We start from the raw sequence: 13,028 nt of genomic DNA on the forward strand, positions 1-13,028 counted from the left end.
GGCGTATGCTGGCCGCGACACGCGCAGTTCGGGCTCCAGTTCAGGCACTTTGGCCGCACACCCATGACACCTCCTCACGCCACCGTCTTCCTGATCGACGTCGACAACACCCTGCTCGACAACGACCGCGTCGTGGCCGATCTTCGCGCCCATCTCGAGCAGGCCTTCGGCGCCGAAAGCGCCGGCCGCTACTGGGTGGCCTTCGAGCAATTGCGCAGCGAGCTCGGCTACGTCGACTACCTCGGCGCCCTGCAGCGCTACCGCGCCGAAGAGAGCCGCCGCGGCATGAGCGATTCGCGGCTGCTGCTGATGTCGAGCTTTCTCATCGACTACCCCTTTGCCGACCGGCTCTACCCCGGCGCGCTGGAAGCCCTGAAACATCTGCGCCGCCACGGGCCCACGGTGATCCTGTCTGACGGCGACGTGGTGTTCCAGCCGCGCAAGGTGCAGCGTTCGGGCCTGTGGGACGCCACCGAGGGCCGCGTGCTGATCTACGTGCACAAGGAGCAGATGCTCGACACCATCGAGCAGTGCCACCCCGCCCAGCACTACGTGATGGTCGACGACAAGCTGCGCATTCTTTCGGCCATGAAGGCCATCTGGGGGCCTCGTCTGACGACGGTCTTCGTGCGGCAAGGGCACTATGCACTTGATGAGCAGGCCATTGCCGCCTACGCCCCTGCCGACATCACCGTCGAACGCATCGGCGACCTGATCAACTTTGACTTTCCATCGACATGAGCCAAGCAACCAACCCTCTCGCGGGAAAGCCCGCCCCTCTCGAACTGCTGGTCAACGTGCCGCGCCTGATCTCGGCCTACTACACCGGTCGGCCCGATCCGTCGGTGGCCAGCCAGCGCGTGGCCTTCGGCACCTCGGGGCATCGCGGCTCCTCCTTCGACGATGCATTCAACGAATGGCACGTGCTGGCGATCAGCCAGGCCATCTGCGACTACCGCAAGCAGAAAGGCATCGACGGTCCGCTCTTCCTCGGCATCGACACGCATGCGCTGTCGACGCCTGCCTTCAGCAGCGCTGTCGAGGTGCTCGCGGCCAACGGCGTCGAGCTGATGATCTCGAAGAACGACGAATACACGCCGACGCCGGCCGTGTCGCACGCCATCCTGGTCTACAACCGTGGGCGCACAAGCGGTCTGGCCGATGGCATCGTCATCACGCCCTCGCACAACCCGCCCGAGAGCGGCGGCTTCAAGTACAACCCGCCGAACGGTGGGCCGGCCGGCACCGACATCACCTCCGCCGTTGAGGCGGCCGCCAACAAGATGCTGGCGAACAAGCTCGAAGGCGTGAAGCGCATGCCGCTCCCGCAGGCGCTGCGCGCATCGACCACGCACCGGCACGACTACCTGAACACCTACGTCGAAGACCTGGCGCAAGTGCTCGACATGGACGCGATCCGCGACGTGAACCTCGACCTGGGTGTCGATCCGCTGGGCGGCGCGGGTGTGCGCTACTGGCCCGCGATTGCCGAGCGCTACAAGCTCACGCGCCTGAACGTGCTGAGCCAGGAGGTCGACCCGACCTTCCGCTTCATGTCGCTCGACTGGGACGGTCGCATCCGCATGGACCCGTCGTCGCCCGACGCCATGCACAAGCTGATCGAACTGAAGGACCGCTTCGGCATCGCCTTCGCCTGCGACACCGACCACGACCGCCACGGCATCGTCTCGGGCAGCACAGGGCTGATGCAACCCAACAGCTACCTCGCGGTGATGATCGACTACCTCTACACGCACCGCCCGCAATGGCCGGCGCAGGCAGCGGTCGGCAAGACGGTGGTGAGCAGCCAGATGATCGACCGCGTCACCGCACGGCTCGGCCGCAGGCTGTACGAGGTGCCGGTGGGCTTCAAGTGGTTCGTCGACGGGCTGGTCGATGCGTCGCTGGCCTTCGGCGGCGAGGAAAGCGCGGGCGCGACCTTCCTGCGCAAGGACGGCTCGGTGTGGACCACCGACAAGGACGGCCTGGTGCCCGCCCTGCTCTCGGCCGAGATCGCCGCGCGCACCGGGCGCGACCCGGGCGAACGCTACGCCGAGCTGACGCAGGCGCTGGGCCAGCCGGTGTCAGACCGCGTGGATGCAGCAGCCACCGTCGAGCAGAAGAAGCGGCTGTCGAGCCTGTCGCCGGAACAGATCCGTTCGACCGAGCTGGCGGGCGACAAGATCGTCAATGTGCTGAGCCATGCGCCGGGCAACGGCGCGGCCATCGGCGGCGTGAAGGTCGTGACCGACAACGGCTGGTTCGCCGCGCGGCCCTCGGGCACGGAGAACATCTACAAGATCTACGGCGAGAGCTTCAAGGGCAAGGAACACCTCGCGCGCATCCTCGAAGAGGCGCAGCAGGTGGTGGACGGGGCGCTCTCGGGAGCCTGAACGCATGCAGACGCTGGTGCTGCGGCTGAACCCGGGCGACGACCTGCGCGCCTCGCTCGACTCGGCGTTGAAGCAAGGCGGTGCCGAGGCTGCGTTCGTGGTCTCGGGCATCGGCAGCCTGAGCGGCGCGAGCATCCGCTTTGCGGGCGCGGAGAACGCATCGCGCATCGAAGGCGACCTGGAAATCCTCACGCTGGCAGGCAGCCTCTCGCCGGACGGCTCGCATCTTCACGTCAGCGTGTCGAATGCAGAAGGCCGAGTCTTCGGCGGCCATGCAGCGCCCGGATGCTCGGTGCGCACCACGGCAGAAATCCTCATCGCCGTGCTGCCCGACTGGCAGTTCGCGCGCACGCACGACCCGCTCACCGGCTACGCCGAACTCAGTGCGGTTTGTCGTTCAGGTCGTACTTCATGATCCGGCCATGGCGGCCTTCGAGGTCGCGCTCTACGGCGTAGACATCGCCGCTCGGCGCGTTGCGTTGCGAGAGCACTGCATCAAGCGACGCGAGGTCGGCCGCGTCGAGTTGCAGGTCGAGCACCTTCAGGTGGTCCGCCAGGTGGTCGCCGCGCCGCACGCCGACGATCACGGCCGCGACGGACGGCTGCTGCAGCACCCAGCGCATCGCCACGGTCGAAATCGACACGCCATGCCGCAGCGCGATCTGCTTGAGCCGCGCCAGCAGTTGCTGGAACAGGTCCCAGCCGCCGAAGTCGTCGATGATGAGCTTGTACTTGACCAGCGAGCGGTTCTCGAACGACTGGCCCGGATCGCTCACGCCGAGCCAGCGCTCCGAGAGGAAGCCGCCAGCCACGCTGCCGTAGCACAGCAGCTTCATGCCTGATTGCTCGCAGTACGGCGTCATCAGCGGCAAGGGACGCTGGTCGAGCAGCGAATACTGCACCTGCATGCTGAAGAGCGGCACGCCGGCGTCGGCCAGTTCACGCACATGCGCCGTGTCGAAATTGGTGCCGCCCACGCGGTCGATCTTGCCGGCGCGCTGCAGTTCCAGGAGCCAGTGCGCAACCTCGAGATAGCGCGGCACGCCGTAGTCCCACCAGTGGAACTGCACGAGGTCGAGCCGCTCCATGCGCAGGCGCTTCAGCGAGCGATCGATGATCTGCTCGACCTGGCGCTTGTCGATGCTCGGCAGGAGGGCGAGGTCGGGCACGAACTTGGTGTGCACGCGCAGCTGCGAAAGGCTGTCGCGGCCGTGGCGCTGCAGGTAGTCGGCGCGGAACTCGCCGATCATTTCTTCCACGCCGGTGTAGATGTCGGCGCAATCGAAGGTGGTGATGCCGGCGTCATAGTAGGCCGCCATGTCGGCGATGGCACCTGCCTGATCCACGTCGCCGTGGCCGCCGGCCAGTTGCCATCCGCCCTTCAGCAGGCGGGAAATTTCATAGCCGGGCGCGAGCTCGATGCGATGGTGCGAATGCTGCGAGGGATTCATGAAGACTCGTTCGATGGATGGACAACCGCCGTGGTGTCGGCGTGGCGAAAAGTGCGCAGCCCCATGCGGGTGATGCGAAAGCGCGAGGGGCAATTCGGGTCGGGGCAGGCCACCTCGGCGTCGGTGCTCATCCAGTCGTTCGCGTCGGTGGGCCGCTGCTTGGCGGCCAGCAGCGGCAGCAAGGCGCCCAGCGAATAAATCGAGAAGCCCTGCCCCTCGGGCAGATGCAGCATCTCGCCGCGCAGCTCGAAATAGTCGCCGACCTTGGCACCGCAGTAGATGCGGGCGCCTTCCGGCGCGACGACTTCGACGCGCAGGTCGTGGAGCGTGAAACTGGGGTCGGGGGTCATCGTGGGCCTCGCGTGTTCAGGGGTTGGGCGGCGTCACCGACAGGATGATTTCGGTCGGCGCCTGCGACTGGTTCAGATAGCGATGCGGCAGGCGCGAGTCGAACGAGATGCTCTCGCCCGCCAGCACCGGGTAGTCGACGCCCGCGATCTGCGCCACCAGCGCGCCCGCGACCACGTACACGCACTCAGTCGATGCGTGGCCGCGCGGTTCGTCCGCCGACACCTGACCCGGCTGGAGCACGGCGCGCAGCACTTCGAGCTGGCCGTTGCCGGCCGTCAGGCGCTCGTATCCGACCTGCCCCTTGGGCGCAGTGAGCAGCGAGCGTTCGCCCGGACGGCTGATCCACACCGAGGGCGGCGCGGGCTCGGAGAACAGCGACGAGACCGATTCGCCGAACACGCCGGCCAGCCGGCGCATGGTTTCGAGGCTCGGGTCGGTGACCGAGCGCTCGATCTGGCTGAGCAGCGTGGCCGACACACCGGCCTGGGCTGCGAGCTCGCGCAAGGACAGGCCGCGCACGGTCCGCAGCTCTTTCAATCGCTCGCCGATCATCCGGTCGCTCCGTTGTCTGTGCAGTGTGGCTTCATTGGATGGCGATGGTATGTGCTGTGTGGCTGCACGTCAATGGTGCACTCGCGTCACATTTGTGCATTGGTATTTTCTCGGGTAGTAGCTGAAATCCAGCTTGCGCTTTTCGACAATCCGATTGCACACTCCAGCCAGTTTTTGTGCAGTATCACTTTACAGGAGCAGAGAGATGGTCGACACCCCTCCCGCGCGCAGCAGCGATTCACCCCGCCTCGGCCATCGATGGTTGCTGGTCTTCCCCTTCGTCTGGCAGGCCTGCCTCGCGCCGGCGGTGAACGACATCGCGGCCAGGCCCTTCGGCATGCCCTTTCCCATGTTCTGGCAGATGGCGGGCATCGTGCTCACGAGCGTGGTGATCGCGATCGTCTTCAGGCTCGACGCCCGGGCCGGCGTCGAGGCCGAAGAGGCCGACTTCCTCGACAGGAGCCTGAAGGCCGAAGACGCTGGCAAGAACGACAAGGACGGCGCGGCATGAAACTCGCAATCGTCCTCGCCATCCTGCTGGCCACGGTGGCAGGCGCCATGGCCTACGGCCGCCGCACGCGCCACGGCAAGAGCTTTGCCGACTGGGCCGTGGGCGGCCGCAGCCTCGGCACGCTCGTGTTCTGGTTCATGAATGCGGGCGAGGTCTACACGACCTTCGCGGTGCTCGGCATCTCGGGCTACGCCTGGGCACTGGGAGCGCCCGCGTACCTCGCGTTCTGCTCCGTCTCGATGAGTTACGCGGTCGGCTACTGGCTGATGCCGAAGATCTGGCGCGCGGGACGGCTGCGCGGGCTGCTCACGCAATCGGACTTCTTCGCCGCGCGCTACGACGCACCCTGGCTCGGCGTGCTGACGGGCCTGGTGGGCATCGCGTCGCTGGTCGTGTACGTGCAGATCCAGCTCGTCAGCCTCGGGCTGATCGTGCAGCTCACGCTGGGCAACAGCATCTCGAGCGAAGCCGCGACCATCGGCGCGGGCGTGCTGATGATCGCCTTCGTGTTCGCGGCCGGTGTGCGCTCCGCCGCCTTCGCGGCCGGCGTGAAAGACATCCTGATGGTCGTCGTCGTGGTGCTGCTCAGCGTGACGGTGGCCAGCAAGGTCGGAGCAGCCTCGCTGATGGACCTGTTCTCGATGGCGGAAGCCAAGCACCCGGGCATCGGCAAGTTCCCGGGGCTCGACGCCACCTCGCCCACCACGGCGATCTGGCTCATGACCTCGGCCATCAACATCGCGCTGGGCAACTGGGTCTTTCCGCACCTGTTCCAGATGTCGTACACGGCGCACAGCGCCACCGCGATCCGGCGCAACGCGATCTGGCAGCCGCTGTATTCGCTGGCCTACTTTTTCATCATCCTGCTCGGCTTCGCGGCGCTTCTGGCGAACACGCAGCCGCCGGGCGGCAACCTGAACGCGGCCCTGCTGCAGTTCGTGTCGGACCGCTACCCGGCCTGGACGGTCGGGCTGCTGGCGGGCACGGGCTTTTTGCTGGCGCTGGCGCCGGGCTCGCTGCTGCTGCTGACGGCGGGCTCAATCTTCACGCGCAACGTGGTGCGGCCGTTTCGCCCGGGGCTGGGCGAGCGCGGGTCGCTGGCCCTCTCGCGCGGCTCGCTGGTGGTGTTCGCGGCGATTGCGGTGTGGCTGTCGATCAGCCAGAAGGGCTCGCTGGTGAAGATCTTGCTCGACGCCTATTCGGCCATCGGCATGCTCGCGCCGGGTGTGTTCCTCGGGTTCCTCTGGAAGCGCACGAGCGCGGTCGGCGTGCTGGCCGGTCTGGTCGCGGGCTTCGTCGCGCTGCTGGCACCGTTCGCTGCGAAGTTCTGGGCGACCGCGGTGCCGCAGTGGGAGGCGGGGCTGATTGCAATGGCGATCAATGCGGCCGTGGTCGTGGTGGTGAGCCTGGCCACCCGGGCGCCGCAGCGCGATGCGGTCGCGCTGGGGTTGCAGATCCGGGCGGCCTGATCAGCCTTCCAACGCTTCCACGCGCAGCGTGACCACCGGGCCGGCCACTTCGGTCCGCGCCTGGAGCGCGTGCACGGCGAGATCGAGCGTGCCCTGCACTACAGGCCCGGTCAGCACCAGCACCTGCGGCCCGGTGCCGGAGCATTCGGCCGCCAGCGCGACCTGCCGCACGGGCACCTTCTGCGCGGCTAGACAGGCCGTGACCGCCTGGATCTGGCCGACCGCATGCACCGGCACACGCAGGTAGTGCGATGTATCGACAGCCGCACGCGGCAGCACCGACAAGGCATTCGTCGCATGCGCGTGGACGCCCAGGTGCGGCACGTGCTGCACGGCGTCGACGCCGTCCAGCCGCGCCACGTCCACGAGGTCGGCGATCACGGCCGAAGCCGTTTGCTCCGAGCCGGCGCCCGCGCCGTAGTACATCGTGAGGCCAGCCGCATCGCTCTTGACCATGACGGCGTTCATCGAGCCCTTCACATGCGCCATCAGGTGGTCTGCGGGTACTAGCGCAGGCTGCACGCGAAGTTCGACGCCAGATGCTTGCCGCCGCGCCACGCCCAGCAGCTTGATGCGGTAGCCGAGCTGTTCGGCACACGCCACGTCCACACCCTGCAGGGCGGTGATGCCCTCCACCTGCGCATCGGCAAAGCGCAGCGGCATGCCGAAAGCATTGGCGGCGAGCAGGGTCAGCTTGTGGGCGGCGTCGATGCCTTCGATGTCGAAGGTCGGGTCGGCTTCCGCATAGCCCAGCGCCTGTGCTTGCGCGAGCGCGGCGGCGAAGTCGAGACCCTCGTCGCGCATCTTGCTCAGGATGAAGTTGGTGGTGCCGTTGATGATGCCCGCCACCCATTCGATGCGGTTGGCCGCAAGGCCTTCGCGCAGTGCCTTGATGATGGGGATGCTCACGGCCACTGCCCCCTCGTAGGCGACGACCACGCCTTTCTCCCGCGCGGCGGCGAAGATCTCGGTGCCGTGCACTGCCAACAGGGCCTTGTTGGCCGTCACCACGTGCTTGCCGTGCGCGATGGCGGCCAGCACCCAGTCGCGCGCCAGGCCTGTGCCGCCTGCCACTTCCACCACCACGTCGACATCGGGGTGCGTGGCCACATGCATCGCGTCGGCCGTGAGCGGAACGCCCTCTCCCACGATGCCGGCGGCCCGCGCCAGGTTGCGCGCGGCGACGATCACGAGCTCGATTGAACGGCCGGCCCGCGCCGCGATGTCGGCCCGGTTGCGCGCCAGCACGCGGAAGGTGCCAGAGCCCACGGTACCGATGCCGATCATCCCCACGCGCAGGGTACGAATGGCCGCGGGGCGGCTGTGCAGGGGCTCTAAGGATTCAACAGGATCGCGGTACATGGACATCTCCAGACGAAAAAACAAAACCCAGCTGCCAGAGCTGGGTTCATTCGTTCGGGGAGAGAGCGATACACCAGGTGGCTGCCGGAACGGCCACCTGCGCGTGTCAGGTGACCGCGGTGGTAATGGTGGTAATCATTCGAGCAACAACCATCGCCTGCGCGGAGGCAGGCGGCATCATGCGAGCCATCAGGGCTGCGTTGGATGCGGGGTGGGAGTTGTGGCTCGACATGAAGGCCCGGAGTGTACAGGAGCCCGGCGGCGCTTGGCTCAGGGAGCGGCCGACAGCCGTTTTTCGAGCCACACGCTGTAGCGCGAGAGCCCGAAGCACAGCACCCAGTACACCGCGGCGATGAAGAGATAGCCCTCGAGGTAGAACGGCCGCCATGTCGGGTCGCCGCCGAGCGCCAGCCCGAGCGCGCCGGTCAGCTCGAACAGGCCGACCACGGTGACGAGCGAGGTGTCTTTCAGCGTGCCGACCACGCTGTTGGTGAGCGCGGGCACGACGAGGCGCAGCGCCTGCGGCAGCACGATGTCGCGCTGCACCGGCCAGCGGCCGAAGCCCAGCGCCATGGCCACTTCGGTCTGCTCGCGCGGCACGGCCTGCAGGCCACCGCGGATGATTTCCGCCAGATAGGCGGCCACGAACAGCACGAGGCCCGCGAGCACCCGCACCAGCACGTCGGGCTGCCATCCGGCCGGCCACAGCAGCGGCAGCAGGAACGAGGCCATGAACAGCACCGAGATCAGCGGCACGCCGCGCACCAGCTCGATATAGCTCGCGCTCAGCGTGCGCACCACGGGCCAGCCCGAGCGGCGCCCCAGCGCCAGCAGCAAGGCCAGCGGAAAGGCCAGCGCCAGCCCCACCACCGCCAGCCCGATGGTCAGCGGCAGGCCGCCCCAGCGGCTCGTCGGCACATGTTCCAGGCCGAGCACGCCACCGCGCATCAACAGCACGAACAGCAGCAATGCAGCAGCCCACAGCGGCACCAGCCACCAGCGCCAGCTGCGCGGCCAGGCGCTGAGCATCGTGACAGCAGACAGCACGACCACCGCGATGGCCGGACGCCACTGCTCTTCATATGGAAAGCGCCCGAAAAGCATCGGCCGCCATTTCTCGGCCACCACGCCCCAGCACGCGCCATGCTGCACCGCGCGGCAAGCCTCGGCGTCAGCCCGGAACACCGCATGCACGATGCCCCATTCGACGACGTGGAAGCCGCCCCACGCCAGCAGGGCCAGCAACATCACCGTGGCCAGCGAGCGCAGCGGCGAACCCCAGAGTTCACTGCGCCATGCAATGGGGCCTTGTGCAACGTTCCTCATCGCCAGCCTCGCAATGCAACGCGCGCGTTGTAGCGATTCATGCCGAAGGAAATCAGCAGCGACAGCAGCAGGTAGACCGCCATGATGATCGCGATGCACTCGAAGGCGCGGCCGTTGGAGCCGATGGTGGTGTTGGCCACCGACACCAGCTCCGGATAGCCCACAGCCACCGCCAGCGACGAATTCTTGGTGAGGCTCAACAGCTGGTTGGTGAGCGAAGGCACGATCACCCGCAGCGCCTGCGGCAGCACGACGATGCGCAGCTGCTGCCCCGGCGACAGCCCCAGCGCCTGCCCCGCCAGCACCTGTCCTTGCGACACTGACAGGATGCCCGCGCGCACGATCTCAGCCACGAAGGCGGCCGAATAGAAGCTCAGGCCCGCGACGATGGTCACGTACTCGGGGCTCAGCGCCGCGCCACCGCTCACGCCGAAGTCACCGCGCTCGGGAAACTCGAAATGCAGACCGCCCTCGCCCACCATGGGCCACGGCACGCTGAGCCCGCCCTTGCTGAGCCACACGCCCGGCAGCAGCCGCAGCGGCTCGGTCGGGTCGGGCAGCAGGTTGGCCATGGCAAAGGCCAGCATCAGCAATTGCACCAGCAGCGGCACGTTGCGCAGCAGTTCGACGTACGCGGTGCAGATGCCGCGCAGCAGCACGTGCGGCGCGAGCCGTCCGATGCCGATCAGCGTGCCGAGCACGACCGAGAAGATGGCGGCCGGCACGGCCGCGCGCACCGTGTTGATCAGGCCCGCGAGAAAGGCGCGCCAGAACGGCTGGCTGGCATCGAAGTCGAGCCAGCCTTCGCTGATGGAAAAGCCCGCGGGCTCAGTGAGAAAGTCAAAGCCCGAGCGAACCCCGCGCGCACGAAGCACCTCGAGCGCATGGTGAACCACCCAGACTGCGCCGGCCACCACGGCCAGCACCAGCAGTGCCTGGACGGCCCACGCCAGCCAGACCCCGCGGCGCGAGGCCCCGCCGTTCATCGAACCGGGGGTGCGTAGATCAGACCGCCCTTGCTCCAGAGGTTGTTGGAGCCACGCGGCAGCTTCAGCACCGACTTCGGTCCAACGTTGCGCTCGAACATCTCGCCGTAGTTACCCACAGCCTTGATTGCGCGGAACGACCAGTCCTTGTCGAGGCCCAGCAGCTTGCCGAGGTCTTCGCCGGTGCCGACCAGGCGCTGCTGCCCCGGGTCCTTGCTGCTGGCCTTGAGCTCATCGGCATTGGCCTGCGTCACGCCGAATTCCTCGGCCTCGATGAGCGCGTTGGGCACCCACTTGGCAATGGCGAACCACTCGTCGTCGCCACGACGCACCAGGGGCGCGAGCGGCTCCTTGGAGATCAGCTCGGGCAGGATGACGTAGTCGTCGGGGTTCGGCGCTTCCTTGTTGCGCAGGCCGGCCAGCGCCGAGGCGTCGGTCGTGAAGGCCTGGCAGCGGCCCGAGAAGAAGGCCTTGAACGAGGCTTCGAAGCTCTCGAAGACGACCGTCTTCACCGGGATGTTCTGGGCACGGAAGTAGTCGGAGACGTTCTTCTCGTTGGTGGTGCCCGACTGCGTGCAGATGGTCGCGTTCTTGAGCTGCTTGGCGCTTGTCACCTTGAGCTTTTTCGGCACCAGGAAGCCCTGGCCGTCGTAGTAGGTGATGGTGGTGAAGTTGAAGCCCAGCGAGGCGTCGCGCGTGAGCGTCCAGGTGGTGTTGCGCGCGAGGATGTCGATTTCGCCGGCCTGCAGGGCCGAGAAGCGCTGCTGCGAGTTGAGCGGCACGAAGTCGACCTTCTTGCCGTCGCCGAGCACGGCCGCCGCAATGGCACGGCAGGTGTCGACGTCGAGGCCCGACCAGTTGCCCTGCGTGTCTGGCGCGGAAAAGCCCGCCACGCCGTTGGTCACGCCGCACTTGACGGTGCCGCGCTGCTTGACCGCGTCGAGCGTCTTGCCGGCGAAGGCTGGCGCAGCAGCGGCCAGTGCGATGACGGAAGCGGCTGCAAGCAACGCCGGGCGGAATCGATTGTTCATTGGTGTGTTCTCCTCAACAGTAGGCAAAAGGCAGTGTACGGGCCGACACCAGACTCTGCCAAAGAACTCCGGGTTGGATGCATATGCGCCGCAAAAGCTGGCTCGAAGCGTCGCAGGTTCACTACCATACGGCCCTCCAATCAACCACTCCAATGGAATCCACACAAATGGTCAAATCCGACGACACCGGCAAGTTCATCCTGCGCGTTTCGCTTGGCGTCCTGATCCTGCTGCACGGCATCGCCAAGCTGCAAGGCGGCGTCGGCTTCATCTCCGGCATGCTGGCCCAGCACGGGCTACCGGGCGCACTGGCCTATCTGGTCTACATCGGCGAGGTGGTGGCGCCCGTGCTGCTGATCATCGGCCTCTACACGCGTCCTGCGGCGTGGATCGTGGTCATCAACATGCTGGTGGCGTTCGCGCTGGTCCACATGAAGGACCTGACCTCGCTCGGCAAGCAAGGCGGCTGGGCGCTGGAACTGCAAGGCATGTTCCTGTTCGCGGCGCTTGCTCTTGCCTTCATGGGCGGTGGCCGCTTCGCGCTCAGCAGCAAATACAACTGATCAGGTTCGATCAATCGTCATCGGCTGCATCGAGACCTGGGAACAGGACCTCGGTGTAGCCGAAGCGCGAGAAATCGCGCACCCGCATCGGGTACAGCTTGCCCAGCAGGTGATCGACTTCATGCTGCACCACGCGCGCATGAAAGCCAGTGGCGACCCGGTCGATCGGGTCGCCGTACGGGTCGAACCCGGTATAGCGGATGTTGGCGAAGCGCGGCACCACGCCGCGCAGGCCAGGCACTGACAGGCACCCTTCCCAGCCCTCTTCTTCCTCGTCGTTCAGCGGGGCGATGACGGGATTGAGCAGCACGGTGCGCGGCACCGGGGGAGCGTCGGGATAACGGGGGTTCACGACATCGGTGCCGAAGATCACTAACTGCTGGTCCACGCCGATCTGCGGCGCGGCAAGGCCGGCGCCATTGACCGCATGCATGGTCTCGAACATGTCGCGCACCAGCAGGTGCAGCTCGTCGGTGTCGAAGGCGGCGACCGGCTGCGCGATACGCAGCAGCCGGGGGTCGCCCATCTTGAGGATTTCGCGGATGGCCATGGCGGGATTATCGCGACAGCCTCGCGCGCTCGCCCCTGGTGGGGTCAGGGAGGGGTTTGCGTCTTGGAGTCCGGCGAGGTCCACAACCGCGCAGGCCCTCGCGGCATCTGCTGCGGCTGCGTGGGCGTGATGCCCGGCACACCACCGGGCCGCGCCGGGACCACGGCGGAAGGACGACCTCCGCCGCCCCAGGCCGGCGGGGCCGTTGGACGCACGCCGGGATAGGCAGGCCGCACCGGATAACCCGGACGGCCGTAGTAGGGCCTGTCGTAGTAGTAGTTCGGGCGTCGTTCGTAGTAGCCGCCACCGTTGATGTAGACCGGCGCGGGCGCAACGACCACGGGCGCTGGCTCACTGTAGTAAGGCCCCGACGAATAGCCTCCGCCGCCATAGTAGGGATCGCCGGGCACGCCCACGCAGCCACTCAGCAGCGCAACGCCGCCGAGTGCAACACAGGCACCGAGAACTCGAATTTTTTGCATG

The 13,028-nt window shown here is 67.0% G+C and carries 15 protein-coding genes; 6 read left to right on the top strand and 9 right to left on the bottom strand.

Going from position 1 to position 13,028, the window contains the following annotated elements; all coding sequences use genetic code 11:
- Window positions 1-63 precede the first annotated feature (63 nt).
- From ACSFCA_RS00775 to ACSFCA_RS00785, 3 genes are read left to right on the top strand one after another with little or no spacing between them, the layout of a single operon-like run.
- Window positions 64-741: an HAD family hydrolase gene (locus ACSFCA_RS00775; protein WP_435458301.1), complete on the top strand. Its 678-nt coding sequence runs from the start codon at window positions 64-66 to the stop codon at window positions 739-741.
- Window positions 738-2,393, top strand: coding sequence for a phosphoglucomutase (alpha-D-glucose-1,6-bisphosphate-dependent) (gene pgm, locus ACSFCA_RS00780; RefSeq protein ID WP_435458302.1), 1,656 nt, complete (start codon window positions 738-740; stop codon window positions 2,391-2,393). The genes ACSFCA_RS00775 and pgm overlap by 4 nt, the downstream gene beginning before the upstream one ends.
- A 4-nt stretch (window positions 2,394-2,397) precedes the next feature.
- Window positions 2,398-2,808, top strand: a complete 411-nt coding sequence (locus tag ACSFCA_RS00785) for a PPC domain-containing DNA-binding protein (protein ID WP_435458303.1) — start codon at window positions 2,398-2,400, stop codon at window positions 2,806-2,808.
- Here the strand turns inward: ACSFCA_RS00785 and ACSFCA_RS00790 are convergent.
- From ACSFCA_RS00790 to ACSFCA_RS00800, 3 genes are read right to left on the bottom strand one after another with little or no spacing between them, the layout of a single operon-like run.
- Window positions 2,774-3,844: an aldo/keto reductase gene (locus ACSFCA_RS00790; protein ID WP_435458304.1), complete on the bottom strand. Its 1,071-nt coding sequence runs from the start codon at window positions 3,842-3,844 to the stop codon at window positions 2,774-2,776. The genes ACSFCA_RS00785 and ACSFCA_RS00790 overlap by 35 nt on opposite strands.
- Window positions 3,841-4,194 (bottom strand): TIGR04076 family protein, encoded by a 354-nt coding sequence (locus tag ACSFCA_RS00795; protein ID WP_258354561.1) that lies wholly within the window; start codon window positions 4,192-4,194, stop codon window positions 3,841-3,843. The genes ACSFCA_RS00790 and ACSFCA_RS00795 overlap by 4 nt, the downstream gene beginning before the upstream one ends.
- Window positions 4,195-4,210: 16 nt before the next feature.
- The gene (locus ACSFCA_RS00800; RefSeq protein ID WP_093056923.1) at window positions 4,211-4,747 is read right to left on the bottom strand and encodes a cupin domain-containing protein; all 537 of its coding nucleotides are present in this window, start codon (window positions 4,745-4,747) and stop codon (window positions 4,211-4,213) included.
- 205 nt (window positions 4,748-4,952) lie between these two features.
- On the opposite strand from ACSFCA_RS00800, the gene ACSFCA_RS00805 reads away from it, so the two are divergent.
- Together ACSFCA_RS00805 and ACSFCA_RS00810 are read left to right on the top strand one after the other, a co-directional pair.
- Window positions 4,953-5,258, top strand: coding sequence for a DUF3311 domain-containing protein (locus tag ACSFCA_RS00805; RefSeq protein ID WP_258354560.1), 306 nt, complete (start codon window positions 4,953-4,955; stop codon window positions 5,256-5,258).
- The gene (locus ACSFCA_RS00810) at window positions 5,255-6,727 is read left to right on the top strand and encodes a sodium:solute symporter family protein (protein WP_258354559.1); all 1,473 of its coding nucleotides are present in this window, start codon (window positions 5,255-5,257) and stop codon (window positions 6,725-6,727) included. The genes ACSFCA_RS00805 and ACSFCA_RS00810 overlap by 4 nt, the downstream gene beginning before the upstream one ends.
- Here ACSFCA_RS00810 and ACSFCA_RS00815 read toward each other — a convergent pair whose 3' ends face one another.
- The 4 genes from ACSFCA_RS00815 to ACSFCA_RS00830 form a co-directional block, all read right to left on the bottom strand.
- Complete coding sequence (locus ACSFCA_RS00815) at window positions 6,728-8,089, bottom strand: homoserine dehydrogenase (RefSeq protein WP_435458305.1); 1,362 nt, start codon at window positions 8,087-8,089, stop codon at window positions 6,728-6,730.
- Between the two features lie 270 nt (window positions 8,090-8,359).
- Entirely contained in the window at window positions 8,360-9,415 is a 1,056-nt protein-coding gene (locus ACSFCA_RS00820) for an amino acid ABC transporter permease (RefSeq protein WP_435458306.1), read from the bottom strand.
- Entirely contained in the window at window positions 9,412-10,401 is a 990-nt protein-coding gene (locus tag ACSFCA_RS00825; protein WP_435458307.1) for an amino acid ABC transporter permease, read from the bottom strand. The genes ACSFCA_RS00820 and ACSFCA_RS00825 overlap by 4 nt, the downstream gene beginning before the upstream one ends.
- Window positions 10,398-11,432, bottom strand: coding sequence for an amino acid ABC transporter substrate-binding protein (locus tag ACSFCA_RS00830; protein ID WP_435458308.1), 1,035 nt, complete (start codon window positions 11,430-11,432; stop codon window positions 10,398-10,400). Before ACSFCA_RS00830 ends, ACSFCA_RS00825 begins: the two co-directional genes overlap by 4 nt.
- Before the next feature lie 167 nt (window positions 11,433-11,599).
- On the opposite strand from ACSFCA_RS00830, the gene ACSFCA_RS00835 reads away from it, so the two are divergent.
- A complete protein-coding gene (locus ACSFCA_RS00835) occupies window positions 11,600-11,995 on the top strand; it encodes a DoxX family protein (RefSeq protein WP_093073981.1) in 396 nt (131 codons plus the stop codon).
- A 10-nt stretch (window positions 11,996-12,005) separates the two neighbouring features.
- Here ACSFCA_RS00835 and def read toward each other — a convergent pair whose 3' ends face one another.
- Window positions 12,006-12,545 carry a peptide deformylase gene (gene def, locus ACSFCA_RS00840; protein WP_435458309.1) on the bottom strand — a complete coding sequence of 180 codons (540 nt, stop codon included), beginning with the start codon at window positions 12,543-12,545 and terminating at the stop codon, window positions 12,006-12,008.
- A 44-nt stretch (window positions 12,546-12,589) separates the two neighbouring features.
- Window positions 12,590-13,027 (bottom strand): hypothetical protein, encoded by a 438-nt coding sequence (locus ACSFCA_RS00845; RefSeq protein ID WP_435458310.1) that lies wholly within the window; start codon window positions 13,025-13,027, stop codon window positions 12,590-12,592.
- Window position 13,028: the final 1 nt, after the last annotated feature.

It is taken from the genome of Variovorax multivorans (assembly GCF_051216835.1).
In the GTDB taxonomy this organism is placed as follows: domain Bacteria; phylum Pseudomonadota; class Gammaproteobacteria; order Burkholderiales; family Burkholderiaceae_C; genus Variovorax.